This is a genomic window from Geodermatophilus sp. URMC 61 (assembly GCF_052931555.1).
Genome location: NZ_JBRFHZ010000002.1, coordinates 2,152,788 through 2,179,590 on the forward strand (window position 1 = coordinate 2,152,788; position 26,803 = coordinate 2,179,590).

Below are 26,803 nucleotides of genomic sequence, written 5' to 3' on the forward strand. Positions count from 1 at the left end.
GCGCTCGGTCTCGGCGGGGCCGGGGATCAGGTCTTGCTCTTGCCCTGCGCGCTCGAGTGCTCGTGCCGGTCGTCCCCCTTGCTGACGTGCCGCATCTGCTTGCTCGCGCCTGTGGTCACGCCCGCCTCGCTGGGCGAGAGCCCCTCCTTCTTCGCCTGGCGGGCGGCGGCCTGCTGCTCCTGCTGGTTGGTCTTCTTGCTCATGGGGCTCCGGTTCCCCGCAGCGGGGGCGCGCACACCCGCCGGGAGGACCCCTCGGCCGCCCCACGGCGCCGGGTTGGGTCGGGCCGCGCGGGGGGTACCGGCGGCGCGGTCGGGATCCCGGCCGCCGGTCCCCTCCCCCGAGGAGCACGATGACCGCCTCGCCGGCCCTCGGTGGCCGGGGCGCGCCCGCCCTCGACGGGCTGCCGCCCGCGCCGGCCCTCGCCCTCCCCGTCCGCGCCGCCGGGGTGGTCTCGATCGGGACGGCGGCAGCGGCGTGCCTGGTCGAGCTGACCGTCCCGGGCGGCTGGGCCGACGCGGCGCCGGTCGCGCTGGTGGCCGGCCTGCTGCTCGGCCTGCCGCACGGCGCGGTGGACCACCTGGTCCCGGGGTTCCGGCTGGGCTGGCGGCCGCGGGTGCTCGCCGGGTTCGCCGTCGGCTACGCCGTCCTCGCCGCGGCCGGCTGGCTGGCGTTCCGCGCGGCCCCGGGGGCGGCCCTGCTGGCGTTCGTCGCCGTCTCCGTGTGGCACTTCGGCAGCGGGGAGACCGCCTTCGCCGACCTGCGCGCCGGCCGCCCGGTGCGGCGCCGGGCGCCCGCGGCCGTCGTCGTCGGGGCGCTGGTGCTGCTCGTGCCGCTGGCCCGCGGCGCCGAGGAGACCGCCGCCGTCGTCGCGGCGGTCGTCCCCGGGTCGGACGGTCGACTCCCGCCGGAGCTGACGGTCGTCGTCCTCGGCGCCGTCCTCCCCGCGACCGCCGTGCTCGCCGGGACGCTGCTGGCCGCCCGCCGGTGGCCGGACGCCGCGGAGCTGGGCGTCCTGACCGCCCTGGTGCTCGTCGTCCCGCCGCTGGCGGCGTTCGGGGTCTGGTTCGGCTGCTGGCACGCCGTCCGGCACGTGGCCCGCGTCGTGGCCGCGGACCCGGGGAACCGCGCCGACCTCGTCGCCGGCCGGCTGGGCCGGCCGCTGCGGCGCTTCGCCGGGCAGGCGGCGCTGCCGACGGCGGCGGTCCTCGTCGTGCTCGCGCTGCTGTGGTCGGCCGCCGACGGGTGGCGGGCGTTCGTCGCCACGGACCTGCCGGTGCTGGCCGCGCTCACGCTCCCGCACGTCCTGGTGGTCGGCTGGCTGGACCGCCTGGAGTCGACCGGGCGCGGTCGAGGTGGCCGAACGTCCGGCGGGCCATGAGGTCCGCGTCGAAGTCGGCGACCGCCCGGGCCCGCGCGCGCCGGCCCAGCTCCGCGCGCGCGGCCGGGTCGGCGAGCAGGCCGGCCAGCGCCGCGGCGAGCGCCCCGGCGTCCTCGGGCGGGACGACGACGGCGTCGGCGCCGACCGCCACCGCGACGTCCCCCACGTCGGTGGCCACGCACGGCAGCCCCTCGGCCATGGCCTCCAGCAGCACCAGGGGCAGCGCCTCGCGGCGCGAGGAGAGGCAGAAGACGTCCAGCCCGGCGAGGAAGCCGCGGACGTCGTGGACGAAGCCGCGGAAGGTGACCGGCAGGCCGGCCGCCGCGGCACGCAGCCGGTCGCCGTCCCGCCCCTCGCCGCCGACCACGACCTCGACCGGCACGCCGTCGCCGGTCAGCAGCCGGACGGCGTCGAGCAGCACGTCGAAGCCCTTCTGCGCGGTCAGCCGGCCCAGGGCGCCGATCCGCGGCACCGCCCGTCCGGCCGGCCCCACCGGGTCGGGAGGCACGTCGACGCCGTTGGGGACGACGTGCACCCGGGGTGCGGGCACCCGCAGGTCGGTGACCAGCTGGTCGCGGGCGTCGGCGGCCGGCGTGAGGACGGCGGCCATCGCGCCGTAGAGGCCGGCCAGGTGGGCGCGCTCCTCCCCCGCCCCGGTGTCGCCGGGCAGGTGCAGGACGCCGACGGTGGGCGCGACCGCGAGCGCCGCCGCCACCGCCGCCGCGTTGGACCCCGGGTCGACGAGGTTGACCAGCACGGCGTCCGGGCGCTGCGCGGCGAGCGCGGCCCGCACCGCCGGGGCGGCGCCGGTGTGCCGGGCTAGCGGGACGACGGTGAGCCGGTCGGGCGGCAGCAGCGGGGCGAAGCGGGCGGCCAGCGGCTCGGCGCAGACCAGTGACGCCGTCCGGCCCGGCCCGCCGGCGCGGCGCAGCAGGTGGGTCAGGTAGACCTCGGCGCCGCCCCAGTTCTCGGAGTCGCAGACCAGCGAGACGCGCGTCATGCGGAGACGCCGACGAGTTCGCGGGCCGCGGCGAGCACGTCCCGGGGCCGCACCGAGTCGGCGCAGCGGAAGTCGATGGGGCAGACCAGGTGCGGGCAGGGCGCGCACGGCACGTCGGCGACCAGCGCCCGGTGCCGCGGCCCGGGGTGCGCCCAGCGGACCGGGTCGCCGGGCAGGAAGACGGTGACGCTGCGGGCACCCACCGCGGCGGCCAGGTGCGCCGAGCCGGTGTCGTTGCCGACCAGCACCGCGGCGTCGCGCAGCAGCGCGGCCAGCCCGCCGAGGCTGGTGGCGCCGGTGAGGTCGACCGCCGGGGCCCGCATCGCGGCGACGACCGCCCCGCCGACCGCCCGCTCCCCCGGCCCGCCGGTGACGACGACGGCCAGCCCGTCGGCGGCCAGCGCGTCGCCCACCGCGGCGTACCGCTCGGCCGGCCACATGCGGGTGGGCGACGAGGCGCCCGGGTGCAGGACGGCGTAGCCGCCGGGTACCAGGCCGGCCCGGGCGAGCGTCGCCGCGTGCTCGGCCTCGTCGGCGGGCGTCAGCGGGAAAACCATCTCGGGCCGGCCGGCCGCCGGCAGGCCGAGGTGCTCGAAGAGCCGGGTGTGCCGCTCGGCCTCGTGCAGGTGCACCGGGTAGCGCAGGTGCAGGTGCTCCGTGCCGGGCGGCGGGTCCCAGCCGGTCGGGGCGAAGCCGCCGACGAGCCGGGCGCCCAGGGCCGCGGTGACCCGGTTGGCGGCGGGCCGGTCGCCGTACACCTGCAGCGCCAGGTCGAAGCGCCGCTCGGCCGCCGCCGCGGTGAAGGCGGCCCAGGACGCCGGGTCCGGCGCGCGTCCGGGCGGGCGGTCGGGGACGTCGTCCGTCCCCGGGAAGGGCAGCAGCACGTCGACGGCGTCCCCCATGCGGGCCACGACCTCGGCGGTCTCCGGCCAGGTGACGAGGCCGACCCGCAGGTCGGGCCGGGCGGCGCGCAGCCGGCGCAGCGCGGGCAGCGAGCAGAGCAGGTCGCCCAGGCCCACGCGCAGCCGCACGAGGGCGACCCGGCGCACCGCCGGGTCGACGAGGGGACCGCTCATCCGCCCCTCCTCTCCTCCGGCGGGTGTCCGCCGGGTCTGCTGTACTGCGGGTCCTGTCCAGAACGGGCGGGTCTCATGCGTGCGGGAGGTCCGGTGATCCACTCCACCAGCCCGCACGTGCTGCGGTTGTGCAGCGTGTTCGAGCCGATGGCGGTCGACGGGCGGTCCGCGCGGTACGACCCGATCGGCGGCATGCAGAACCACACCGCCTCGCTGACCCGGTGCCTGGACGCCCAGGGGCACGCGCAGACGGTCGTGACCTCGCGGCTGGCCGGGCGGCGGGGCGTCACACGGCTCGGTCGCACGGCGGTCGTCCACCGCACCGGGGTGCCGCTGCCGCGGCTGCGCCAGCTGTGGGCCCTGGACGCGCTGCGCGTCGTCCTGCGGCGGCCGGCCCGGCCGGTGGACGTCGTGCACGCGCACCAGGGCGAGGACCTCGCCACCCTGCCGCTGGCCCGGCTCGCCGCGCGGCGGCACCGCTGCCCGCTGGTGGTCACCGTGCACTGCAGCGTCGGGCACACGCTCACCGGCCGGGGCCCGCGCACCCGGCTGCTGCGGGCGCTGGGCGGGTGGATCGAGCGGTCGGCGCTGCGCCGGGCGGACGCGGTCGTCGTCCTCACCGACCGGACCGCCGCCGCCCTGGCCGCCGACGGCGTGCCGGCCGCGCGGGTGCACACCATCCCGTCGGGCTTCGACCCGGATCTGTTCGCCGGTGGCTGCCCCGGTGTCCTCCCGCCGATCGCCGTCCCCACCCACCCGGGCCCGCGGATCGGCTACGTCGGCCGCCTGGCCCCGCAGAAGCGGGTCGACCGGCTGGTCGAGGCGTTCCGGCGGATGCGCGAACCGGCATCCCTGGTCGTGGTCGGCGACGGCCCCGACCGCGAGCAGGTGCACGGGCTGGCGGCCGGCCTGCCGCGGGTGCACCTCACCGGGTTCGTCGCGCACACCGCCGTCCCCGCGGTGCTGGCCTCGCTCGACGTGCTGGTGCTGCCCTCCGCCTACGAGGAGATGGGCTCGGTGCTGACCGAGGCCATGGCCTCGGGGCTGCCCGTGGTGGCCAGCGACGTCGGCGGCATCCCCGAGGTGGTGCGCGACGGGACGACCGGCCTGCTGGTGCCGCCCGGGGACGTCGACGCGCTGGCCGCGGCACTGGACCGGCTGGCCGCCGACGCCGACCTCCGCGCCCGGCTGTCGGCGGGGGCGCGCGCCCGGGCCGCGGAGTACGCCTGGCCGCGGCTGGCCGCGCGGGTGGCCGCCGTCTACACCCGGGTGCGGGGAGGGGCCGCGCTGGAGGCCGCCGCGTGACGGCGGTCGGCGTGCTCGTGCCGGTGTACGACCAGGCCGCCTTCCTGCCCCGCGCCCTGGAGGGCCTGCGCGCACAGGAGTCCGCCGAGTGGACGGCACTGGTGCTCGACGACGGCTCACCGGACCCGGAGGAGGTCGCCGACGTGGTGGCCGCCCTCGACGACCCGCGGGTGCGGCTGGTCCGGTGGGCGGACAACCGCGGGCTCGGCGCGACGTTGAACGCCGGGCTCGACGCGCTGGACACCCCGCTGGTCGCCTACCTGCCGGCCGACGACGTGTGGTCCCCCGACCACCTGGCCGCGCTGCTGGGGTGCCTGGCCGCGCCGGACGTCGTCCTGGCGCGGTCGGGCCTCGCCGAGCCGTCGGACACCCTCTACGAGCAGCTGGTGCAGGTCGCGCACCGGGTCACCGGCGACCGGTGGACCGAGCGGGCCACCCTGGAGTCCGACGACCTGGCCCGGCTGATGTGGCACCGGCTGCGGGCCCGCGGGCGGACGGCGGACACCGGCCGGGTCACCTGCTCGTGGACCCGCCACCCCGGCCAGCGCTCGGCGGCGCTGCGCGAGTCGCGGGACGGCGGGCTGAACGTCTTCCGCAGCCGCTACCGGGTCCGCGAGCCGCTGCGCTTCGCCTCCACCGACGGCGGCGACGTCGACGAGGTCGCCCGCTACGCGGGGTTCCGGACGCGGGCGTACCCGCCGGCCACCGGCGGGCTGTCCGTGCTCGTGGTCGGCGAGCTGGCGCTCAACCCGGAGCGGGTGCTGGCCCTGGCCGAGCGCGGCACCCGGCTCTCCGGGCTCTGGACGACCGACGGCCTCGGCGACGCGACCGTGGGCCCGCTGCCGTTCGGGCACGTGCTCGACCTGCCCCGCGACCGGTGGCGCGACGCCGTGCGGGAGCTGGCGCCCGACGTCGTGTGGGCGCAGCTGAACTGGCGGGCGGTGCCGTTCGCGCACGCGGTGCGGTCGGCGTTCCCCAAGCTGCCGTTCGTGTGGACGTTCAAGGAGGCGCCGCAGCGCAGCGTCGTCCGCGGGGAGTGGCCGCTGCTGGCGGAGCTGGTGTGCGGCGCCGACGCCTCGCTGTTCGCCACGGAGGAGGAGCGCGACTGGTTCGCCCTGGCCCTGTCCGACCGGGTGGACCCGGCGCGACTCGGCGTGCTGGACGGCGACCTGCCGAAGCGCGACTGGCTGGACGCGCCGCCCACCCCGAAGCTGTCGGACGCCGACGGGCAGCCGCACGCCGTCGTCGCCGGCCGGCCGTCGGGGCTGAACCTCGACTGGGTGCTCGCGCTGGCCGCGCGGGGCGTGCACACCCACCTCTACGGGCAGGTGCGGGCGCCGGGTCCGAAGGGCTCGTGGACCGGCTGGCTCGACGCCGCGCTCGCCGCCGCGCCGGGGTTCGTGCACGTGCACCCGCCGGTCGGGCCGGAGGACTGGGTGCGCGGGCTGTCCCGGTACGACGCCGGGTGGCTGCACCGCTTCGACAGCGCCAACGACGGCGACCTGCGGCGGGCCACGTGGGACGACCTCAACTCCCCCGCGCGGCTACCGGTCTACCTCGCCGCCGGGCTGCCGCTGCTGCAGCAGGCCAACCCGGGGTCGCTGGTGTCGGTGGAGCGGGTGCTGCGCCGTGACGGGACCGGCCTGTTCTACCGGTCGGCCGACGACGTGGCCGACGTCCTGGCCACGGAGCTGGCGTTCCGGCGGGGCGCGGCGGCGGCGTTGGCGGTGCGCGAGCAGCACACCTTCGACGCGCACGCCGACCGCGTGCTGGAGCTGTTCCGGTCGGTGCTCGGCGGCCGGTGACGCCGGGCCCTGGTGGTGCGGACCCCTGCCCGGCACCCTCGCGGCGAGCACGCACCGGGGAGGACGCCATGCGCACCCTCGTCGTCGGCGGGACCGGCACCGTCGGCCGGCCCCTGGCCGCGGAGCTGGTTCGCCGCGGCCACGAGGTCCGGGTCCTCAGCAGGAGCGGCGGCACGGCGGGCACCGCCGGCGCCGTCGGCCGGCGCGGGGACGTGGCCACGGGCACCGGTGTCGACGAGGCGGTGGCCGGCGTCGACACCGTGGCGGACTGCCTCAACGTCGAGACGGTCCGACGGGGCCCTGCCGAGGCCGTGCTGGTGCGCGGCACCCGCCGGCTGCTCGACGCCGGGGCCGCGGCCGGCGTGCACCACCACGTGCTGCTGTCGATCGTCGGGATCGACCGGATCCCCTACCCCTACTACGCCGCCAAGCTCCGCCAGGAGGAGGCGGTCACGGCCGGCCCGGTCCCGTCCACCGTGCTGCGGGCCACGCCGTTCCACGAGTTCGTCGCCACGGTGGCCCGCCGCGGCCGCGTCGGCCCGTTCGTCCTCGTGCCCCGGCTGCGCACCGCACCGGTGGCCGCCGTCGAGGTCGCCCGGGCGCTGGCCGACGCCGTGGAGGGCGGGCCGTGCGGTCGGGCACCCGACATCGGGGGACCGCGCGAGGAGGAGTTCGTGGACCTGGTCCGCGTGCTCCTGCGCGCGCGGGGCGACCGCGGCGTCGTGGTGCCGGTCGTCTGGCCGGGTCGGGCCGGACGCGCGATGCGCGACGGGGCGCAGCTGCCCACCGGGGGCCGGCGCGGCCGCCAGTCGTTCGACGAGTGGCTCGCGGAGCACCACGGCCCGGGCGGGAGCGGTTCCGCCGACCGGTCGTGACCACCGTCCTGTCGGCCCCCCGCCGTACGGTGCCTCCTGCCGAGCCGAGGAGGTGCAGGTGTCGAGCGAGCTGCGGTGGGCGGTGACCGACGGGCCGGCGGGCACCGCTGCCGTCGCGCTGCCCGAGGACGGGACGGCCGCCCGTCTCCTCGGCCTGCACCGCGGCAGCGGCTTCTGGTGCTCCCGGGCGGCCGGCGGCTGTGGCGGCCGGCTGGTCCTGGAGGCCCGGGACGGCGCCCGGCCGCACTTCCGCCACTCCGGCGACGTGCGCTGCGCCCTCACGGGGTCCGGCGCGGCGCCGGCCTACGAGCACCTCCGCCACCGGCGGGCCGTGGGGGCGTGGCTGGCCGCGCAGGGGTTACGGCCGCGGCTCGAGGAGGTGCGCGGACCGTCCGGGAGCGGTGGCCTGCACGTCGTCGTGGCCGAGGTCAGCTGCGCCGTGGCCGTGCAGCTCTCGCCCCTTCCCGACACCGCCTGGCGGGAGCGCGACGACCGGTACCGCCGGCAGGTCCGGCACGTGACCTGGCTCTACGGGTCCGCGGCCGAGTCGGCCGCCGACACCGAGCTCGCCGTCCGGGGCGTCGCCTACGCGGTGCGCCGGCACAACACCGGGCTCCTCGTCGGCGTCCGGGACGTCGACGGCGGAACGCGCTGGGTGCGACTCGGTTCCTGCCGCCTCACGGCCGACGGGTTCGCGGCGCCGGGCGCCGCGGAGGCCCGGGCGCTGCACGCCCGGCGCGCGGCCGACCGGCAGGAGGCGGCGCGCCGGGCCGCCCGGTGCGCGGAGCGGGCGGCCCGGGGGCCGCGGGACCACCCCCGGGTCGAGGCGCTGCCCTTCCTGCCCTTCCCGGCGTAGCGGGCACCCGCCCCGGCTACTCGCCGGTGACGCCGTCGATGGCCTCGCGCAGCAGGTCGGCGTGGCCGTTGTGCCGCGCGTACTCCTCGACCAGGTGCAGCAGGATCCAGCGCAGCGAGTACTCGTCGTGCCGGCCCCACGGCCGGTCCGCGGTGTCGAGCGGGAGCTGGTCGACCACCTTCCGGACCGCGTCGGCGGCGGCGTGCCAGGTCGCCCAGGCCGCGTCGACGTCCTGCCGGGTGACGGCGTCCGGGTCGACCCGGAACTGCTCGTCGCGGTCGCGGACCACGTCCGGCCAGATGTCGCCCGGCAGCCCACCGAAGCCGACGAGCCAGCCGGTCTCCACCGCCGCGAGGTGGCGGACCATGCCGAGCAGCGTGAGCTCCGAGGTGGGGACGGCGCGGGTCGCCAACTGCCGGGGCGTCAGGCCCGCGCACTTCCAGGCGAGGGTCTGCCGCTGGTACTCGAGGAACCCGGTCAGCAGCCGGACCTCGCCCCCGGTGAGCGGGGGCTCGGTGCGGTCGTCCTCGGGCGTCACCGCCCACCTCCTCGTCGGCGCAGGTCCCGGGACGGTAGCCGTCCGGCGGGGTCCGCGCAGGTGAGCGCCGGTCGGGGTGCGCGCGGAGGAACTCGACGAGGACGGGCGCGGGGTCCTCCTCGGCCGGACCGTGCCAGCTGGCGGCAGGCTGCGGTGGGTGCCGGCGGGCAGGTCGTCGCGGACCCCTGCGCCGTGCCCGACCGTCCAGGGGTTCGACCCGCGGCGCACCGCGGAGCCGTCGACGTGTGCGCACACCGCGGTCGAGCGGCGGGCGCTACGACGTGGGCTGCTCCTCGGACGGCGTGCCGGCGTCGTCCGGCGCGGGCACCGGCGCCTCCTGCGCCTCCTGAGCGGGCACCCGCTGCTCCTGCGCGGGCACCCGCGCCTCTTGCTCGGGAACCCGCTCCTCCTGGCCGGGCACCCGCTCCTCCTGCACCTCCGGACGGCGCCGGGTCAGGTGCAGGAGCGGGAGGTGCAGGAGCGGGAGGTGCAGGATCGGGCGGTGCAGGGTCCCGCGCGCGTTCGCCAACCGGTCGACGACCCGCGGCGGCAGGTGCACGTGCGGCAGCTGCGTCAGGTGCGGGTGCCGCACGCGCTGCGCCATCAGCGCCGCCGCACGCACACGCAGCCCCGCTTCCTCGCGCGCTCTGATGGCCGCCCGGGCGGCCCGGTGGTCGCGCTCCCACCGAGCGGTGTTGCTCCGCGCCAGCCAGATGACCGCCCCGACCTCCAGCACGAAGCCGAGCACGACGACAGCCGCCCACTTCATGACGACCACTCCCGAGCCGCCGTGGCAGCCCGGTCCACCCGGCGTCCGCGGCGATGACGGCAGGATCCGCTACCCCCGGTTTCGACACAAGGGCGTCCGCGCCGACTCACCGCGCGACACGCCGGTACACCTCCTGCAGCGCCGTCACGTGCGCCGCGGGGTCGTGTCGGGAGCGCACCCGGGCCCATCCGGCACGACCGAGACGGTCCGCCTCGGCGGGCTCCGCCAGCAGCCGGGTGAGCGCGCCGGACAGCGCCGCGGCGTCCCCTGGCGGCACCAGGAGCCCGGTCGCGCCGTCGTCCACGAGCTCGGGGACGCCGCCCACCGCCGAGGCCACCACCGGCACACCCTGGGCCGCGGCCTCGAGCACGGCCATCGGGCAGTTCTCCCACCACAGCGCCGGCAGGACGGCGACCGCCGCGGCCCTCAGCTCCGCCGCGACCCGGTCGGGCGGCAGCGGGCCCAGGACGTCGACCGGCAGCTCCTCGGCCGTGATCCGCGCCCGCACCGCCCGCTCCAGCCGCCCGGACCCGGCCAGCCGCACCCGCACACGGGCCGGCAGCCGCGCGGCGGCGTCCAGCAGGGTGTGCACCCCCTTCTCCGCCACCAGCCGGGAGGCGTACAGCACCGCAGCCGGGTCCCCGGGGATGGGGCGGGGCGAGGGAGCCGCGACCACCGGGTTGGGCAGCACCTCGACCCGGTCAGCCGGCAGCCCGCCGTCGACCACCCGGTCGCGGAGGAACGCGCTCGGCGCCACGAACCGGTCGACCCGGTCGTAGACGCCGCGGGCGCGCGCGGCGTAGGAGTCCACCGCCGCCGCGACCGACCGCCACCGCGAGCCCTCCAGGCAGCGGTGCCGCACCACCTGCCAGTAGCCGCCGGACAGGCAGCGGGTGCAGGGCGCGCCCTCGGTGAACAGCCGGAAGTTCGGGCAGACCGGCTTGTAGTCGTGCAGCGTCATCACCGTCGGCACGCCGCGGCGGTGCAGCGCGTCGAGCACCGAGAGCGTCAGCCGCTCGAAGACGTGGTGCACGTGCGCGACGTCCGGCCGCACCTCGTCGACCACCCGCGTCAGCGCCCGGTACGCAGCGGGCGACCACACCCCCGCCCACGCCTCGCCGAACCGGGTGCGCGCGCCGGCCCCCGCCGCGTCCGGCAGGGACGAGCGCACCGGGGTGGGCAGGGTCAGCTCCTCGGCGACGGCGAAGGGCACCACCTCGTGCCCCGCTGCCCGCAGCAGGTCCGCGGTGAGGACCAGCACCGTCTCCGCGCCGCCGGGTCCCTCGGTCCAGTGGTTGCCGACGAGCAGGACCCGCACGGCTCACATGCTCCCCAGCCCGGCTCCGCGCCCCGGTCCGCTCCTCGCTCGTTCCTCGCTGCGATGCTCCCGTGGCTGTCCCTCCGGGCCGAACCGCAGCACGGCCTGCAGCGGCGGCGCGGCCAGCCGCCGGCCGGCGAGGTCGGCCAGCAGCCGCGGCCCCTCCTCGAACGGCAGGACGTCGGTGACCAGGTGCCGGCGGACGTCGTCCCCGCGCTCACGCAGCAGGTCGAGGGTGACCTCCGCCAGTGCCGTCCGCGGCCAGGCGTCGGCCATGCCCCGCGGCACCCGGCCGATCTGGGCACAGACCACCGCGAGGCCGTTGTGGTGGAACTCCTCGCCGAGGCGCACCGCCTCGGCGCCGGCCTGGTAGAAGCCGAGGTCGACGACGGTGCCCTGCGGGCGCAGCGCCTTGAGGCCGGTGGCCAGCGCGGCGTCGTGCCCGCGGCACTGCAGGACGACGTCGGCGCCGGCGTCCCCCGGCCCGTGGTGCCAGAGCTCCTTGACCGCGCGCCAGGCCGGGTGGCCGGGCTCGGCGGAGGCGCCGTCCGGGAGGGTGGCCAGGCCGAGCGCCTCGGCGACCGCGCGCCGCTCGGCGGAGGGCTCGGCGACGACGACCTCCGCGGCTCCGTGCTGCACGGCGAGCATCGCGCTGAGCAGCCCGATGACCCCGCCACCGGTGACCAGCACGTGCCGGTCGCGCACCCCGGCGTCGATGCGCCCGCCCGGTCCGGCGACGTCGGCGGCGGCGTGCAGCAGCCCGTTGACGCAGATCGGGCCCATCTGGGCCAGGTAGACGCCCAGCAGCGGGTCGAGGTCGTCGGGCACCGGGACGACCGGCTTGACCGTCGGGTCGGCGCAGAAACCGGTGCGGTGCCCGTAGGCCATGGCGACCAGCTGCCCCTCGGCCAGGTCGGGGGTGCGGCTCTCGGTGACCCGGCCGACCTCCATGTAGCCCAGCCCGGTCACCGGGTAGGTGGCGGGCGGGCCGGCGTCGTCGAACGAGCGCAGGTCGGGGTCCCAGTGCAGCAGGTGGTGCGGGTCGGTGCCGCGGACCAGCGCCACCTCGGTGCCGGCGCTGATCCCGCTCCACTCGGTGCGCACCCACGCCTGGCCCGGACCCGGGTCGGGCTCCTCGAGGTCCAGGATCGCCGGCCGCCCCGGCTCGACGACGCCGATGCTGCGGATCGCACGGCTCACAGCGCTCCCCCGTTCGCTCCCGCCCGGCGGAGCCGGTCGATCACAGAGCCGCTCACAGCTGCACCGTCCCGCCGTCGGCGGCCGCGGTGGCCACGGCGACCGCCAGCCGGTGGGTGCGCAGCGCCTCGCGGTACGGCGTCCGGACGTCGTGCCCCTCGCCCCGGACGGCGGCGACGAAGGCGCGGTCCTCGGCCTCGAACGGGTCGACGTCGCGGTCGATCACCCGCTCGCCGTCGTCGTCGGTGACCACGAGCCGGTGCTCGGTCAGCCACAGGCCCAGGCCCGGGGCGACCAGCTCGACACCGATCCGGTGTGCGCGGGGCAGCAGGCAGCTGTTGGAGAAGGACCCGACCGCGCCGCTCTGGAAGCGCAGTGCGGCGGTGCAGACGTCGAGGATGTCGCCGGGCCCCTCCGCCGAGCGCGAGCCGGTGGCCCAGCCGTTCTCGACCTCGCCCACCAGCACCCGGGCGACGTCGAAGAGGTGGGTGGCCTGCTCGACGGTCTGCCCGCCCGAGCCGTCCTGCCGCGCCCACCACTCCACCCGCGGCGCCTTGTCCAGCCACGCGCCGAGGACCATGCGGGCTGGCGCCCCGGCGAGCAGCTCGCGCGCCGTCTCCAGGGTGTCGAGGTAGCGCCAGTGGTAGCCGACGGCGGTGAGCAGGCCGGCGGCGTCGATGCGGTCGGCCAGCGCCTCCGCGGTGGCGAGGTCGGTCGCCAGCGGCTTCTCGACGAACAGCGGCAGCCGGCGCTCGACGGCCGCCGTCTCGATCTCGCCGTGCGCGTGCGGCGGGACGCAGAGGTACAGCGCGTCGAGCCGCTCCACGTCGAGCAGGTCCGACCAGTGCGCGTAGGCCGCCGCCCCCGCACGGGCGGCGAGCAGCTCGGCCCGGTCGGCGCGCGGGTCGGCGATCCCGGCGACGGTCACGTCCTCGATGGAGGTGAGCGCGTCCAGGTGCTTCCCGGCGATGAACCCGGCCCCGACCAGGCCGATCCTCGTCGTCATGTCGGCGTCCTGCCCGTGCCGGCCGGGCGGCAACCCTCGTCAGTCCCCGAGCCGGGCGGGCCGGCCCTCGCGCGCCGCCCGGTCGGCGGCGCAGGCCAGGGCGTGCGAGCGCAGCCCCTCGGCGTAGGGGACCCGCACTCCCGGGGCCTCCCCGAGCAGCACGTCGAGGAACTCGCGGTCCTCGACGGCGATCGGGTCCTCCTCGGAGCCGCTGGTCTCCTCGCCGTCGGCGTCGGCGACACGCAGCTCGTGGTCGGACAGGCCGCGCTCGGTCACCTCCACGGCGAGGCCCTCGGTGACCAGCTGCAGCCCGACGTGGTGGCGGCGGCCGAGGACCCGCGCCGACGAGATGGTCCCCACGGCACCGGAGGCGAACGTCAGCAGCGTCGTGGCGGCGGCCGGGACGTCGCCCTCGGGTGCTGGCCGCTCGACCGCGGTGACGGTGTCGACCTCGCCCGCCAGCAGCCGGGCGAGGTCGAACAGGTGGGTGGTCTGCTCGACGACCTGCCCACCCGAGGCCGCCCGGCGCGACCACCACGGCGCACCGGGCGTGCGGTCCAGCCACGCACCGGTCACCAGGTGCACCGACCGGTCCCGCAGCAGCTCCTGCGCCCGGTGCACGAGATCCACGTGCCGCCAGTGGTAGCCGACGGCCGTGGTCAGTCCGGCCGCCTCGACGTCGACCGCGATCGCCTCGGCGGTGGCCAGGTCCGGCCCCAACGGCTTCTCGACGAAGAACGGCAGCCCACGGGCGAGCGCCGCCGCCTCCAGAGGCCCGTGCGCGAACGGCGGCACGCACAGCCAGACGGCGTCCAGCTCCTCGGTCTCCAGCAGCGCGGTCCCGTCCGGGTGGGACCGAGCGCCGTAGCGCGCCGCGACCTCCCCGGCCCGCGTGGGGACGACGTCGGCGACCGCGACCACCTCGACGTCGTCGAAGCCGGCGAGCGCCGCCAGGTGCCGACCGGCGATGAAGCCCGTGCCCACGACGGCGACCCGCAGGCGGCTCACCGCGAGGCCCCGCGCAGGACTGACTCGTAGACCGCTGCGGTGTCCCGGGCCATCCGCTCCCGGGTGAAGCACGCCAGGTACCGGCGCCGGCCGGCGACGCCCTGTCGGCGCCGGAGTGAGGGGTCGGCGAGCAACCGTCCCAGGGCCGCCCCCAGGGCGGCGGGGTCCCCCGGCCGCACCAGCGCGCCGGTGACGCCGTCCTCGACGACCTCCTCGGTGCCGATCACGCGCGTGCCCACCACCGGCAGCCCCGCCTCCATGGCCTCCAGCGCCACCAGCGGCATCCCCTCGTGCCGCGAGGGGAGGACGAACACGTCGGCGGCGGCGAGCAGCCGGCGGGCGTCGCACCGGTGACCGGGGAACCGGACGGCGCCGCCCACGCCGAGCCCGGCCGCCCGCTTCTCCAGCGCCTCGCGCAGCGGCCCGTGCCCGACCAGCACGACGGCGAGGTCCGGGAACCGTTCCAGCAGGCCGGGGACGGCGTCGACCAGGTGCCACTGGCCCTTCATGTGGGTCAGCCGGCCCACGGTGAGGACGACGGGCTGCCGCGGGTCCAGGCCCAGGGCGGCGCGGGCGGCGTCCCGGCCGATCCGGTCGGGCTGCGGGGCGACGCCGTTGGCCACGGTGGTGAGCCGGTGGTGCGGGACGCCGATCCGGGAGTAGGTGCGGCGCACTCCGTCCGAGACGGCGATCAGCCGGTCGACCTCCTCGATCGCGTGGTGGAAGGCCCGCCGCTTGCGCGGGTGGGACACCAGGTAGGGCAGGTGCTGGGTCTGCACGACCGCCCGGCACCCGGCGCGTCGGGCCAGGCGCGCGCCGTCCCAGTCCTCGCAGCCGGTGCCGACGTGGCAGTGGAAGACGTCGGCGGGATGGGCGTCGAGGAAGCCCGTCACCACGGCGGCGAAGCCGGGCTCGCGGGGAGACGGCAGCTCCACCGTGCGGGCGCCGAGCTCGGCGGCGCGGTCGAGCAGCCGCCGGCCACCCTCCGTCGGTCTCATCATCAGCGACACGTCGGCCGTCGCGGCGTACTCGGCGATCAGGTCCACCATGTGCGCGCCCATCCCCGAGGGGTCGGTGGAGGGCGTGTAGAAGCAGATCGAGCGGCGATCGGTCATCGGCGTCCCCCTCATGGACCCGTGGTCTGCTGAGGACGAGGAAGCTAGCGGCTCCGCGACCCCGGTGTGACCCGAAGCACACCCGCGCCCTGGCCGACCTGCTGCGCGAGCTCGGCCTGGACCCGGACAGCCGCGCGCTGGGTGGCGGGCTGGCCCCGCGCTGACCCGGGCGCGTGCGCCCGGCCGGCCGGTGGTGGCGGCCATGACCGTCGACGTCGCCCCCCTGGCAGGGGTGGCCGTCGGACGGGCCGGTGACCGCGCTCTTGGCCGACGAGGCCGTGCAGCCCCTGTGCAGGGGCCCGCCGCGAGCCTGCGAGTGGCGGCGGGCAGCGGGGTCCGCTCGGTCCGACCCGGCCAGCAGCTCGTCGAGGGTCACCGGCAGGCGCCGCACCCGGACGCCGGTGGCGCGGTGGACGGCGTTGACGACGGCCGCGGCGGTGCCGACGATGCCGATCTCCCCCATGCCCTTGGTGCACATCGCGTTGACGTACGGGTGGTGCTCGTCGATCCAGTGCACCTGCACGTCCCCGACGTCGGCGTTGACGGGCTACTCGGCGAGGTCGTGGTCGGCCACCTGGCCGATCCGGGGGTCCCAAACGCTGGTCTCGTGCAGGGCCATGGACAGCCCCATGGTCGTGCCCCCGATGGACCGACCGTCCCACCACGGCAAACCGGGGCTCCCGGCGTGGCGGTCCGTCCCCGCCCCTGGTGGGCCGGTCAGCGGCGCGCAGGGGTGAGGCCGACGACGACCGCCGCCATGTCCACCGCTCCCGGGTCCGGCAGCCGGTCCGTCGCGGCCTCCATCGTCTCCAGGACGGCGGCGGTCAGCCGGTCGTCGACCTCGGCGGTCCGCAGGGCGGCCCGGATGAGCCGCGCGTCCTTGGCCGCCCCGGTGAGGGCGAAGCTGACCGGGTACTCCCCGTCCAGCATCAGGCCGGCCTTGAGGTGTGCGTACGGGGTGTCCAGCGGGCCCCCCTGCACCGCGGCGAGGAAGTCGCGCGGGTCCAGCCCGAGTCCCCTGGCCAGCGCCACCGACTGGGCCACCCCGGCGGTGACCGTGAACAGCCAGGCGTTGGCGACCATCTTCAGCCGGCTGCCGGCGCCCGCCTCGCCCAGCCAGAGGGTCTTCGACCCGAGCGCGTCGAGCACCGGGGCCAGCCGCGGGCGGACCTCCTCCGGGCCCGAGGCGAGCAGGACCAGCGCCCCCTTCTCGGCGGGCTCCTTCGTGCCGAGGACGGGACAGTCGACCAGCACCAGGCCCCCTTCCCGGGCCGCGGTAACCGTCCGGTCGGCGCCCTCGAGCCCCACGGTCGAGGTCTGCAGCCACACGGTGCCGGCCGCCGGGGACGCCTGCCGGATCACCTCCAGGACGGCGTCGGCGTCCAGCAGCATGGTCAGGACGACGAACGCGCCGTCCGCCGCCTCGGCGGGCGAGTCGAACGCCTCCGCCCCGGTGTCGGCGAGCGCGCGGGCCTTCGCGGGGTCGCGGTTCCACGTGCGGACCGCGAGGCCGGCCCGGCGCAGCGACCGCACCATCCCCGCACCCATCGTGCCCGTACCCAGGACCGTCACCACCGGCGTCGACATGCCGCCAGTCTGCGGTCGGGCGGCGGGACCCACGACCGGGCGGCCCCGGGTCCCGCTGCAGGCCCGGTCCAGGGCACCGCGACTCCCCCGCCGGCCGGCTGGCCGGTCCCCGGTCGACCCTCAGCTCACCAGGATCTGGGTCGCGGACTCCTTGATCCGGCTGTTCGCCCACTTGGCCTGGCGCAGTGTCTGCGGGTGGCAGCGCTGGGCGAGGGCGAGCAGGTCGGTGTCCCGGATGCCCTGCGCGACCTGCGCGACCATCTCCCAGTCGGCGTGGACCCCGGACGCGTGGACGAACAGGCTGCGCAGGTCGCGCAACAGCAGCAGGGCCGGGGCCGGGCGGCGGCCCAGCCGGTCGCTCACGGCCTCGCTGAGCCTCGCCAGGAGCCTCGGCTCGCCTGCGGGCTCGGGGTCGAGGTGCACGCCGTAGCGGTCGCCGAAGGCAGCCAGCCGCCGCACGTGGTCCTGGGACCAGGTGGCCAGGTCGTGACCGACGTGGAAGATCTCGTGGTCGGCCTTGTGCCGTTCGGCGACGGCGAGCAGCTGGCGGGCCAGGTGGTTCTCCGAGCGGTGCAGTTCCTCGAGTGCCAGGCCGAGCCTCACCGTCGTCCCCCTCCGTCCGGCAGCGTCTCGGCCGCCATGTCCTCGGCCGCCATGTCCTCGGCCGCCATGTCCTCGGTCGTCAGGGCCGCCGGGCCGCCGCAGGTCGGCGGGACGGCGGTCCCGACCGGCGCCGAGCCGGTGGTGGTGGGCGCCGGCGAGCTCCCCCGCCGGGACCAGCGGACCCTCCGCACGGAGGCCGCCGCGGTCTTGAAGATCGGCTGCTTGGACACCGCGTCCCAGTCGGTGAGCGTGAGTTCGTTGGCGGCGCGACGGTGGCGCCGTCCGTCGTCCCAGTAGCCGTAGTGGAACGGCAGGAACAGCACGCCGTCGCGGATGCCGCTGACCCGCAGCCTGGCCCGCACCGACCCGCGTGGCGTCGACACCTCCAGCAGGTCGCCCTCGCGGGCGCCCAGCCGTCCGGCGTCGCCGGCGGACATCTCGACCCAGACGTCGCGGGCCGCGGCCTGCAGCTGCGGCGCGCGGCCGGTCTTCGTGCGGGTGTGGAACTGGTAGAGCGTGCGGCCGGTGATCAGGGAGAACGGGAAGTCCGCGGACGGCATCTCGTGCGGCGGGACGTAGTCGGCGGCCTTGAGCAGGGCTCTCTCGAACGGGTTGAGGGCCCGGTACTCGTCCTCCTCGAACGGTGCGCCGGTGAGGATGTCCCGGCCGTAGCTCTCGCAGTACTCCGGGTCGCTGTAGAAGCGCCCGTCGGCGTAGAGCCGCTCGGTGCCGTCGGGCGCCTCCTCGGTGCACGGCCACTGGATGCCGCTGCCCCCGCGCAGCTTGTCGTAGGTGATGCCGGTGTAGTCGCAGGGGCGGCCGCGGGAGCACTCCTTCCACGCCTCGAACGCGCCCTCCGGGTCCGACCACTTCACCAGCGGCGCGCCGTCCTTGTCCTCCAGCCCCAGCCGGTGCGCGAAGTCGATGAGGACGTCCAGGTCCGGCCGCGCCTCGCCCGGCGGGTCGACCGCCTTCTCCGACAGGTGCACGGTGCGGTCGGCGTTGGTGAAGGTCCCGGTCTTCTCCCCCCAGGTGGCCGCGGGCAGGACGACGTCGGCAAGCTGCGCGGTCTCGGTGAGGAAGAGGTCCTGCACGACCAGGAAGAGCCGCTCCTGCGAGAGGATCGAGCGGATCCGGGCGAGCTCGGGCAGGGACACCGCCGGGTTGGTGGCGATGACCCAGAACATCCGCAGCGAGCCCTCCTCGAGGTAGCGCAGCTGCTGCATGACGTGTGTCGGCGGCGAGTAGTGCGGGATGTCCTCCGGCTCGACGTTCCAGATCCGGGCGAGGTCGGCGACGTGGCTCTCGTTGGACCAGTTGCGGAAGCCCGGCAGGTCGCCGTCGGCACCGGCCTCCCGGGTGTTCTCCGCCGTGGGCTGGCCGTTCATCTGCAGGATGCCGCAGCCGGGCCGGCCGAGCATGCCGCGCAGCAGGTGCACGTTGTTGACCTGGACGGCGGCGGCCGTGGCCTGGTGGGACTGGTAGAAGCCCTGCAGCACCGTGGAGAGCAGCCGCTCCGCCTGGCCGATCACCCGAGCGGCCTCGCGGATCCGCTCCGCCGGCACGTCGCAGAGCCCGGCCACCACGTCCGGCGGGTACTCGGCGACCTTCTCGGCCAGGTCCTCGAAGCCGACAACATGGGCGTCGAGGTACTCCCGGTCGATCCAGCCGTTGCCGATGACCTCGTGCAGCAGGCCGTTCATGAGCGCGACGTTGGTGCCCGGCCTCGGCGCCAGGTGCACGGTCGCCGCCCGGGCCACCGGCGTCATCCGCGGGTCGACGCAGACGACCTGGGGCGGGTTCGGGCCGGCCAGCCGGTCCAGGACGCGGCTCCAGGTCACCACCTGCGTCTCGGCCATGTTGTGCCCGTAGAGGCAGATGACGTCGGCGGAGTCGATGTCGGCGTACGAGCCCGGTTGCCCGTCGCTGGCGAAGGACTCCTTGAGCGCGGCGGCGGCGGTGGCGGTGCACAGCCGGGTGTTGCCGTCGACGTGGGCGGTGCGGATCCCGCCGTGGGCGATCAGGCCGAGGGTGTAGTAGTCCTCGATGAAGAGCTGACCGGAGTTGTAGAAGCCGATCGCGCTGGGCCCCTGCTCCTCCAGCAGCTCCCGGCAGCGGGTCACGACGGCGTCCATCGCGGTGTCCCAGTCGGTCTCGACCAGTTCGCCGCCCCGCCGGATCAGCGGCGTGGTCAGGCGGTCGGGCGAGGCGTTGGCCTGCCAGCCGAAGAGGTCCTTGGGGTCCAGACGGCCGCGGTTGACCCGGTCGACCGCGCGGCCGCGCACGCCGACGATGCGGTCGTCCCTGACCGCGATGTCGAGGGCGTCGCCGTTGCTGTGCAGGATCGACGCGGACTGCACCCAGCGCTCGACGTCGTCCTCGGTCAGCCCGTCGGCGAGGTACTGGTCGACGCGGGTCGGCCAGGTCTCCCCGGGCCCGTACGGAGTCCGGGTCCCCCACGGCTCGGCGATGCGGTCGGTTCTCGGCATGGCCACCGCCGTACCCGCAGGTCAGGGCCTCTGCAACGTCGGTCGGACGACGGATCGGAACACCGGGCCCGGCGGTGGCGCAGGAGGGCAAGAACGGTCGGGCGCCGCGCCGCCGACCCCGGCCAGACTCGTCGACGTGGCCGACGACGACCCCCTGTCCGGGCGGGACCGCCTCCGCGAACTGCTCGACGCGGTCCTCGACGAGGACAACCGCACGCTGCCCGACATGGCCGGCGACGCCTTCGCCAGTCCCTGGTACTTCGCCCGGCAGGTCAGCCGGGGCGCCGGGGAGCCGCCGGTGGCCCTGCGCCGCCGGGTGCTGCTGGAGCGGGCGGCGTGGCAGCTGCGCGAGGGGTCCAGCGTCACCGAGGCCGCCTTCGCCGCCGGGTACGAGTCCGTCGAGGGCTTCGCCCGCGCCTTCGCCCGCGCCTACGGCCGCTCGCCCGGCACACCGGACGACGGCCGCCCGCACACCCGCGACGAGCACTGGCTACCCGCGCCCAACGGCATCCACTTCCACCCGCCGACCTCGCTGTGGGTCGCCGACGAGGGCCGGCGCGGCGCTCCGGACGAGGTGACCGCGCTGCTGGTGCACCACGACGTCGAGGACACCCGCGCCCTGCTCGAGGTGGCGAAGCAGCTGCCGAACGACGCCTACCGGCGTGCCCGCCTGCCCGGCTGGTCGGTCCTGCCCTGGAGCGGCGCCGAGGAGTCGGTCGCCGCGATCCTGGACACGCTGGTGTGGACCAAGGAGGTGTGGCTGGCCTCGATCGAGGGCGCCGACCACCCCACCCGCGGCGCCGACGACCCGGCCGCCCTGCTGGCCCGGCACGACGCCGTGGCGCCCCGCTGGCTGGCCGCCGTCCGGGACGTCGCCCGGCGCGGCGCCTGGGGCGACCGGCTGGTCGACGCGCTGTGCGAGCCGCCGGAGACCTTCGTCCTCGGCAGCGTCGTCGCCCACGTCCTCACGTTCTCGGCGCACCGGCGGCTGCTGGTGCGCCACCTGCTCCGGGACGCCGGCCTGGCCGTCGACCACGGGGACCCCATCGAGTGGCTGACCAGGAGGGACCGATGACGCGCACCGTCTACTACACCGCGACCAGCCTCGACGGCTTCATCGCCGACGAGCGGCACTCGCTGGACTGGCTGCTCTCCCGGCACGCCGACGAGCACGGCCCGATGGGGTACGCGGAGTTCGAGAAGCGGGTCGGCGCGCTGGCCATGGGCGCCACGACCTACGAGTGGGTGCGGGAGCACGACCCGGACGCGTGGGCCTACAGCGTGCCGGCGTGGGTGTTCACGCACCGGCAGCTCACCGCGTACCCGGGCGCGGACATCCGCTTCACCGCGGCCGACGTCGCCGAGGTGCACGGGGAGATGATCGCGGCCGCCGGGGGCCGCGACGTGTGGGTCGTCGGCGGCGGCGACCTCGCCGGCCAGTTCGCCGACCGGGGGCTGCTCGACGAGGTGGTCGTCTCGATCGCGCCGGTCACCCTCGGCGGCGGGGCGCCGCTGCTCCCGCGCCGGCTGGAGCTGGCCCGCACCGAGGAGGCGGTCAACGGCGAGTTCGTCTGCGTCCGCTACGACGTCGTCCGGACGTGAGCGCAACCCGGGCTCACATGAGAGCCAGCACGATGCCGGCCACCCCTGCCGGGATCGCCGCCCGGGCCACCCACGGGAGCCCGAGCGCGGCGGCGCCCAGGTAGCAGACCGCGGCGACCCAGACGGTGGTGACCGGGTCATGGCGGTCCGCGCCGACCACCGCGGAGACGAGGCCGAGCGCGGTGGGTGGACGGGCCCTCGGTGGCCGTCGGCTATGACCGGGCAGAACTGCTCGACATCGCGAGCGTGACCACGACCCTCGACGTGGCCAACCTCCTCGGGGCCGCCCCGGGGTACCGGGTCCGCCTCGGCGCCCCGGGGGACGGCCCGCGACCTGTCAGTCGCCGTCCCGCTTCCGCCGGACCCGGGTGCGCCGAGGACGTCCGTGACGCCCCTTCCGTGCGGACGGACGCCGGAGACCCGCCGACGCATGGCCATGCACGATCGTGCATACTTTCTCGCATGTCCAAGGTGCTCACCTCCCTGCCCGTCGGCGAACGCGTCGGGATCGCCTTCTCCGGTGGTCTCGACACCTCCGTGGCGGTCGCGTGGATGCGCGACAAGGGGGCGGTGCCCTGCACCTACACCGCGGACATCGGCCAGTACGACGAGCCCGACATCAGCTCGGTGCCCGGCCGCGCCAAGGCCTACGGCGCAGAGGTCGCCCGGCTGGTCGACGGCCGCGCGGCGCTGGTCGAGGAGGGCCTGGCGGCCCTGACCTGCGGGGCGTTCCACATCCGCTCCGGCGGGCGCAGCTACTTCAACACCACCCCGCTGGGCCGCGCGGTCACCGGCACCCTGCTGGTGCGGGCCATGCTGGAGGACGACGTCCAGATCTGGGGCGACGGCTCGACCTTCAAGGGCAACGACATCGAGCGGTTCTACCGGTACGGCCTGCTGGCCAACCCCTCGCTGCGGATCTACAAGCCGTGGCTGGACGCCGCCTTCGTCACCGAGCTCGGCGGCCGCAAGGAGATGTCGGCGTGGCTGACCGCGCACGGCCTGCCCTACCGGGACAGCGCGGAGAAGGCCTACTCCACCGACGCCAACATCTGGGGCGCCACCCACGAGGCCAAGTCCCTCGAGCACCTCGACACCGGCCTCGAGATCGTCGAGCCGATCATGGGCGTGCGGTTCTGGGACCCGGCGGTCGACATCGAGCCCGAGGACGTGACCATCGGCTTCGAGCAGGGCCGGCCGGTGACGATCAACGGCAAGACCTTCGACACCGCCGTCGACCTGGTGCTGGCGGCCAACGCGATCGGCGGCCGGCACGGCCTGGGCATGTCCGACCAGATCGAGAACCGGGTCATCGAGGCCAAGAGCCGGGGCATCTACGAGGCCCCCGGCATGGCGCTGCTGCACGCGGCCTACGAGCGGCTGGTCAACGCCATCCACAACGAGGACACCCTGGCCACGTACCACAGCGAGGGCCGGCGCCTCGGCCGGCTCATGTACGAGGGCCGCTGGCTGGACCCCCAGGCGCTGATGCTGCGGGAGGCGCTGCAGCGCTGGGTCGGGACGGCGGTCACCGGCGAGGTCACGCTGCGGCTGCGGCGCGGCGAGGACTACTCGATCGTCGACACCACCGGCCCGGCGTTCAGCTACCACCCGGACAAGCTGTCGATGGAGCGCACCGAGGACTCCGCCTTCGGCCCGTCGGACCGGATCGGCCAGCTGACCATGCGCAACCTCGACATCGCCGACTCCCGGGCCAAGCTCGAGCAGTACGCGGCCCTCGGCATGGTCGGCAGCGGGCACCCGCAGCTGATCGGCGCCGCGCAGGCGGCCTCGACCGGGCTGATCGGCGCGATGCCTGCCGGCGGCGCCGAGGCGATCGCCTCCCGCGGCACGGTCGCCGACGAGCAGCTGCTCGACCGCGCCGCGATGGAGTCCGGAACCGACTGACGCCACCCTGCGGGGGTCCCTCGGCCCCGTCCCGGGTCCCGCCCCGAGCCTGCGAGGGGTGGGGAGGACGGGGTCCTTCTACTGGCGGTAGACGGCGTCCGGCACGTCGGTGACGAACATGTACCCCGGCGCGTGGGTGATCGCGAACGGCGGCCGGGAGGCCATGAGCGCCGCCTGCGGTGTGACCCCGCAGGCCCAGAACACCGGGACGTCGCCGTCGGTGGACTCGACCGGGTCGCCGAAGTCGGGCGTGCCCAGGTCGGTGATGCCCAGGGTCTCCGGCGGTCCGACGTGCACCGGCGCCCCGTGGACCTGCGGCATCCGGGCGGTCACCTGCACCGCGGCGGCCACCAGCTCGCCGGGCACCGGCCGCATCGTCACCACCAGCGGCCCGGACAGCCGGCCGGCGGGGCGGCAGGCCCGGTTGGTGCGGTACATCGACACGTTGCGGCCCTGCTCGATGTTGCGCACCGGCACACCGGCGTCCAGCAGCGCGGTCTCGAAGCTGAAGCTGCACCCGATGAGGAAGGCGACGAGGTCGTCGCGCCACAGGTCCACGACGTCGGTGGGCTCGTCGACCAGCTCGCCGTCCCGCCACACCCGGTAGCGCGGCAGGTCGGTGCGCAGGTCGGCGTCCGGCGCCAGCGCCGTGCGGTACGACCCCGCGTCGGTCACGTCGAGCAGCGGCACCGGCTTCGGGTTGCGCTGACCGAACAGCAGCACGTCGTAGGCCCAGTCCTGCGGGACGACGACGAGGTTGGCCTGGGTGTAGCCGGGCGCCCAGCCCGACGACGGGACGGCCAGACCGGCGCGGTAGTGCTCACGGGCGACCGCGGGATCGGCGGCGGGCAGCGTGGCGGTCACGGGGTCCTCCTCGGTCGGTCGCGAGCGGCCAGGCGCCCATCGTGTCCACCGGACGGCGTCGAGGACCAGTCCGCCGGTCCCTCTCGTCCGCCTGCCGAGGTCCGGCCCTGGCCGGTGTCCGCGTCGCCGGGACGGGTCCCGGCGATCCCACCGACCCGCATCACCGCGGGCACGCGCTCACCCCTGCTCGGCACGGTCCTCCTCATGGCACCCTCGGGCCCTCGATCCGGTCGCTGATCGCGCGCGGTCCTCGTGAGGGAGGCTGTCGGGATGGACCTCAACTCCGACCTCGGAGAGGGCTTCGGCCAGTGGCGGCTGGGGGACGACGAGGCGCTGCTGGACGTCGTCACCAGCGCCAACGTGGCCTGCGGCTTCCACGCGAGCGACCCGTCGATCATGCAGCGGGTCTGCGCGCGGGCCGCGGAGACCGGCGTCGCGATCGGCGCGCAGGTGGGCTACCGCGACCTCGCCGGCTTCGGCCGCCGCTTCATCGACGTCGAGCCCGGCGAGCTGACCGCCGACGTGCTCTACCAGATCGGCGCGCTCGAGGCGTTCGCCAAGGTCGCCGGCTCCCGCGTGCGCTACGTCAAGCCGCACGGCGCGCTCTACAACACGATCGTCACGCACGAGGAGCAGGCGGCGGCGGTGGTGCGGGCGGTGGTCGCGTACGACCGTGAACTGCCGGTGCTCGGGTTGCCCGGGTCGGCCTGGCTGCGGCTGGCCGACGAGGCCGGGCTGACGACGGTGGCCGAGGCGTTCGCCGACCGCGAGTACACCCCCGAGGGCACGCTGGTCTCCCGCCGGCTGCCCGGCGCGGTGCTGCACGACCCCGACGAGATCGCCCGCCGCTGCGTCGCGATGGCCACCGGCGAGCCGGTCACCGACGTGGAGGGCGGCCTGCTGCGGCTCGCGCCGGAGTCGATCTGCGTCCACGGCGACACCCCCGGCGCGGTGGCGATCGCCCGGCAGGTGCGCGAGGCCCTCACCGCGGCCGGGGTCTCGCTGGCGCCGTTCGCCGCCTGATGCGCGTCCTGCCCAGCGGGTCCACCGCGCTGCTCGTCGAGCTCGACGGCCTCGACGAGGTCCTCGGCCTGTACGCCGCGCTCAGGGCCGAGCCGATCCGGGGGGTGGTGGACGTCGTCCCCGCGGCGCGCACCGTGCTGCTGGTGACCGACCCCGCGGTGACCACCCTGGCGGCCGTGGAGCAGGCGGTGCGGCAGACGACGCCCCGCGACGGCCGGCGGGACGGCGGGGAGCTGGTCGAGCTGCCGGTCGTCTACGACGGCGCCGACCTGGACGACGTGGCCGCGCACCTCGGCGTGGACCCCGGCGAGGTGGTGCGCCGGCACAGCGGCACGGAGTGGACCGTCGCCTTCTGCGGTTTCGCCCCCGGCTTCGGCTACCTGACCCCCGACGGCGAGCCGTGGGACGTCCCGCGCCGGGACAGCCCGCGGACGAAGGTGCCGCCCGGCTCGGTGGCCCTGGCCGGGGAGTTCACCGGCGTCTACCCGCGGGAGTCCCCGGGCGGCTGGCAGCTCATCGGCCACACCGAGGTCGCCGTCTTCGACGTCGACCGCGACCCGGCGGCCCTGCTGCGCCCCGGCGTCCGGGTGCGCTTCACGGAGGTCCGGTGACGCGCTCCCTGACCGTGCTCGCGACCGGCCCGCTGACCACCGTCCAGGACGGCGGCCGGCCCGGGCAGGGCGCGCTCGGCGTCGGCCGGTCCGGCCCCTGCGACCGGGCCGCCGCGCGGCTGGCCAACCGGCTGGTGGGCAACGACCCCGACGCCGCGGTGCTCGAGGCGACCCTCGGCGGCCTGGTGCTGCGGGCCGGGGCCGACCTGGTCGTGGCCACGACCGGGGCCCGGTGCTCGCGAGCGCACAACGGCCCGGTGGCGCTGCGGGCGGGCGCGGAGCTGCGACTCGACCTGCCCTCGTCGGGGCTGCGCACCTACGTCGCCGTCCGCGGCGGCGTCGCCGTCGAGCCGGTGCTCGGCAGCCGCTCCACCGACCTGCTCGCCGGCCTCGGCCCCCCGGTGCTCTCCCCCGGCGACGTGCTGCCGGTCGGGGAGCCTTCCGGGCCGATGCCCGGGGTGGACCTCGCACCGGTGGCCGACCCGCCCGGCGGCGAGGTGACCGTGCGGGTGCTGCCCGGCCCACGCACCGACTGGTTCGCCGAGGAGGCGCTGCGCGCCCTGACCGGGACCGCGTGGGAGGTGACCGGCGAGAGCAACCGGATCGGGCTGCGGCTGGCCGGGGTCGCGCTGGAGCGCACCCGCACCGGCGAGCTCGCCAGCGAGGGCATGGTGCGCGGCGCGCTGCAGGTGCCACCGTCCGGGCAGCCGGTGCTCTTCCTCGCCGACGCCCCCGTGACCGGCGGCTACCCGGTCATCGGCTACGTCGAGGACGCCGACGTCGACCGCTGCGGCCAGCTCCGCCCGGGCCAGACCCTCCGCTTCCGCGGCGCCCTCGCCCCCCGCTGAGCGGGGCTGGCGAGGATGC

At 76.6% G+C, this 26,803-nt stretch carries 26 protein-coding genes; 11 read left to right on the top strand and 15 right to left on the bottom strand.

Annotated features, from left to right (window positions below):
* Positions 1 to 26: 26 nt before the first annotated feature.
* Positions 27 to 203, bottom strand: a complete 177-nt coding sequence (locus ACU610_RS09900; RefSeq protein ID WP_446767533.1) for a hypothetical protein — start codon at positions 201 to 203, stop codon at positions 27 to 29.
* 149 nt (positions 204 to 352) lie between these two features.
* Here ACU610_RS09900 and ACU610_RS09905 point away from each other — a divergent pair, with 149 nt between their 5' ends.
* Positions 353 to 1,381: a Brp/Blh family beta-carotene 15,15'-dioxygenase gene (locus ACU610_RS09905; RefSeq protein WP_446767534.1), complete on the top strand. Its 1,029-nt coding sequence runs from the start codon at positions 353 to 355 to the stop codon at positions 1,379 to 1,381.
* On the opposite strand, the gene ACU610_RS09910 is transcribed toward ACU610_RS09905, so the two are convergent.
* Positions 1,290 to 2,381, bottom strand: coding sequence for a glycosyltransferase (locus ACU610_RS09910; RefSeq protein ID WP_446767535.1), 1,092 nt, complete (start codon positions 2,379 to 2,381; stop codon positions 1,290 to 1,292). The genes ACU610_RS09905 and ACU610_RS09910 overlap by 92 nt on opposite strands.
* Positions 2,378 to 3,457 carry a glycosyltransferase family 9 protein gene (locus tag ACU610_RS09915; protein ID WP_446767536.1) on the bottom strand — a complete coding sequence of 360 codons (1,080 nt, stop codon included), beginning with the start codon at positions 3,455 to 3,457 and terminating at the stop codon, positions 2,378 to 2,380. The genes ACU610_RS09910 and ACU610_RS09915 overlap by 4 nt, the downstream gene beginning before the upstream one ends.
* Before the next feature lie 93 nt (positions 3,458 to 3,550).
* Here ACU610_RS09915 and ACU610_RS09920 point away from each other — a divergent pair, with 93 nt between their 5' ends.
* The 4 genes from ACU610_RS09920 (at position 3,551) to ACU610_RS09935 (ending at position 8,298) form a co-directional block, all read left to right on the top strand.
* Positions 3,551 to 4,762 (top strand): glycosyltransferase, encoded by a 1,212-nt coding sequence (locus ACU610_RS09920; RefSeq protein WP_446767537.1) that lies wholly within the window; start codon positions 3,551 to 3,553, stop codon positions 4,760 to 4,762.
* Positions 4,759 to 6,567: a glycosyltransferase gene (locus ACU610_RS09925; protein ID WP_446767538.1), complete on the top strand. Its 1,809-nt coding sequence runs from the start codon at positions 4,759 to 4,761 to the stop codon at positions 6,565 to 6,567. Before ACU610_RS09920 ends, ACU610_RS09925 begins: the two co-directional genes overlap by 4 nt.
* A 68-nt stretch (positions 6,568 to 6,635) precedes the next feature.
* A complete protein-coding gene (locus tag ACU610_RS09930) occupies positions 6,636 to 7,442 on the top strand; it encodes an SDR family oxidoreductase (protein WP_446767539.1) in 807 nt (268 codons plus the stop codon).
* Between the two features lie 58 nt (positions 7,443 to 7,500).
* Positions 7,501 to 8,298, top strand: a complete 798-nt coding sequence (locus tag ACU610_RS09935) for a competence protein CoiA family protein (RefSeq protein ID WP_446767540.1) — start codon at positions 7,501 to 7,503, stop codon at positions 8,296 to 8,298.
* Positions 8,299 to 8,314: 16 nt separating this feature from the next.
* Here ACU610_RS09935 and ACU610_RS09940 read toward each other — a convergent pair whose 3' ends face one another.
* From ACU610_RS09940 to ACU610_RS09985, 10 genes are all read right to left on the bottom strand, one after another.
* Complete coding sequence (locus ACU610_RS09940; protein ID WP_446767541.1) at positions 8,315 to 8,836, bottom strand: DinB family protein; 522 nt, start codon at positions 8,834 to 8,836, stop codon at positions 8,315 to 8,317.
* A gap of 274 nt (positions 8,837 to 9,110) precedes the next feature.
* Entirely contained in the window at positions 9,111 to 9,605 is a 495-nt protein-coding gene (locus ACU610_RS09945; RefSeq protein ID WP_446767542.1) for a hypothetical protein, read from the bottom strand.
* 106 nt (positions 9,606 to 9,711) lie between these two features.
* Positions 9,712 to 10,923, bottom strand: a complete 1,212-nt coding sequence (locus ACU610_RS09950; protein WP_446767543.1) for a glycosyltransferase — start codon at positions 10,921 to 10,923, stop codon at positions 9,712 to 9,714.
* Positions 10,924 to 10,926: 3 nt separating this feature from the next.
* A complete protein-coding gene (locus ACU610_RS09955) occupies positions 10,927 to 12,123 on the bottom strand; it encodes a zinc-binding dehydrogenase (protein ID WP_446767544.1) in 1,197 nt (398 codons plus the stop codon).
* 52 nt (positions 12,124 to 12,175) lie between these two features.
* Entirely contained in the window at positions 12,176 to 13,126 is a 951-nt protein-coding gene (locus ACU610_RS09960; protein ID WP_446767545.1) for a Gfo/Idh/MocA family protein, read from the bottom strand.
* A 39-nt stretch (positions 13,127 to 13,165) separates the two neighbouring features.
* Positions 13,166 to 14,134 carry a Gfo/Idh/MocA family oxidoreductase gene (locus ACU610_RS09965; RefSeq protein ID WP_446767546.1) on the bottom strand — a complete coding sequence of 323 codons (969 nt, stop codon included), beginning with the start codon at positions 14,132 to 14,134 and terminating at the stop codon, positions 13,166 to 13,168.
* Positions 14,131 to 15,249, bottom strand: a complete 1,119-nt coding sequence (locus ACU610_RS09970; RefSeq protein WP_446767547.1) for a glycosyltransferase family 4 protein — start codon at positions 15,247 to 15,249, stop codon at positions 14,131 to 14,133. The genes ACU610_RS09965 and ACU610_RS09970 overlap by 4 nt, the downstream gene beginning before the upstream one ends.
* A gap of 717 nt (positions 15,250 to 15,966) precedes the next feature.
* Complete coding sequence (locus tag ACU610_RS09975; RefSeq protein ID WP_446767548.1) at positions 15,967 to 16,836, bottom strand: NAD(P)-dependent oxidoreductase; 870 nt, start codon at positions 16,834 to 16,836, stop codon at positions 15,967 to 15,969.
* A gap of 120 nt (positions 16,837 to 16,956) precedes the next feature.
* Complete coding sequence (locus tag ACU610_RS09980) at positions 16,957 to 17,439, bottom strand: hypothetical protein (protein WP_446767549.1); 483 nt, start codon at positions 17,437 to 17,439, stop codon at positions 16,957 to 16,959.
* The gene (locus ACU610_RS09985; RefSeq protein WP_446767550.1) at positions 17,436 to 19,928 is read right to left on the bottom strand and encodes a molybdopterin oxidoreductase family protein; all 2,493 of its coding nucleotides are present in this window, start codon (positions 19,926 to 19,928) and stop codon (positions 17,436 to 17,438) included. Before ACU610_RS09985 ends, ACU610_RS09980 begins: the two co-directional genes overlap by 4 nt.
* A gap of 136 nt (positions 19,929 to 20,064) precedes the next feature.
* Between ACU610_RS09985 and ACU610_RS09990 the strand changes: the two genes are divergently transcribed.
* Both ACU610_RS09990 and ACU610_RS09995 read left to right on the top strand, forming a co-directional pair.
* Complete coding sequence (locus ACU610_RS09990) at positions 20,065 to 21,003, top strand: helix-turn-helix domain-containing protein (protein ID WP_446767551.1); 939 nt, start codon at positions 20,065 to 20,067, stop codon at positions 21,001 to 21,003.
* The gene (locus tag ACU610_RS09995; protein ID WP_446767552.1) at positions 21,000 to 21,530 is read left to right on the top strand and encodes a dihydrofolate reductase family protein; all 531 of its coding nucleotides are present in this window, start codon (positions 21,000 to 21,002) and stop codon (positions 21,528 to 21,530) included. The genes ACU610_RS09990 and ACU610_RS09995 overlap by 4 nt, the downstream gene beginning before the upstream one ends.
* A 13-nt stretch (positions 21,531 to 21,543) precedes the next feature.
* On the opposite strand, the gene ACU610_RS10000 is transcribed toward ACU610_RS09995, so the two are convergent.
* The gene (locus ACU610_RS10000; RefSeq protein WP_446767553.1) at positions 21,544 to 21,690 is read right to left on the bottom strand and encodes a hypothetical protein; all 147 of its coding nucleotides are present in this window, start codon (positions 21,688 to 21,690) and stop codon (positions 21,544 to 21,546) included.
* 302 nt (positions 21,691 to 21,992) lie between these two features.
* Between ACU610_RS10000 and argG the strand changes: the two genes are divergently transcribed.
* Positions 21,993 to 23,438 carry an argininosuccinate synthase gene (gene argG, locus ACU610_RS10005; RefSeq protein ID WP_446767554.1) on the top strand — a complete coding sequence of 482 codons (1,446 nt, stop codon included), beginning with the start codon at positions 21,993 to 21,995 and terminating at the stop codon, positions 23,436 to 23,438.
* Positions 23,439 to 23,516: 78 nt separating this feature from the next.
* On the opposite strand, the gene ACU610_RS10010 is transcribed toward argG, so the two are convergent.
* A complete protein-coding gene (locus ACU610_RS10010) occupies positions 23,517 to 24,302 on the bottom strand; it encodes a putative hydro-lyase (protein ID WP_446767555.1) in 786 nt (261 codons plus the stop codon).
* A gap of 270 nt (positions 24,303 to 24,572) precedes the next feature.
* Here ACU610_RS10010 and ACU610_RS10015 point away from each other — a divergent pair, with 270 nt between their 5' ends.
* From ACU610_RS10015 to ACU610_RS10025, 3 genes are read left to right on the top strand one after another with little or no spacing between them, the layout of a single operon-like run.
* Positions 24,573 to 25,325, top strand: a complete 753-nt coding sequence (locus ACU610_RS10015; RefSeq protein ID WP_446767556.1) for a LamB/YcsF family protein — start codon at positions 24,573 to 24,575, stop codon at positions 25,323 to 25,325.
* The gene (locus tag ACU610_RS10020) at positions 25,325 to 25,936 is read left to right on the top strand and encodes a 5-oxoprolinase subunit B family protein (RefSeq protein ID WP_446767557.1); all 612 of its coding nucleotides are present in this window, start codon (positions 25,325 to 25,327) and stop codon (positions 25,934 to 25,936) included. Before ACU610_RS10015 ends, ACU610_RS10020 begins: the two co-directional genes overlap by 1 nt.
* On the top strand, positions 25,933 to 26,784 hold the full coding sequence (locus tag ACU610_RS10025) for a 5-oxoprolinase subunit C family protein (RefSeq protein WP_446767558.1): 852 nt from the start codon (positions 25,933 to 25,935) through the stop codon (positions 26,782 to 26,784). Before ACU610_RS10020 ends, ACU610_RS10025 begins: the two co-directional genes overlap by 4 nt.
* Positions 26,785 to 26,803 lie beyond the last annotated feature (19 nt).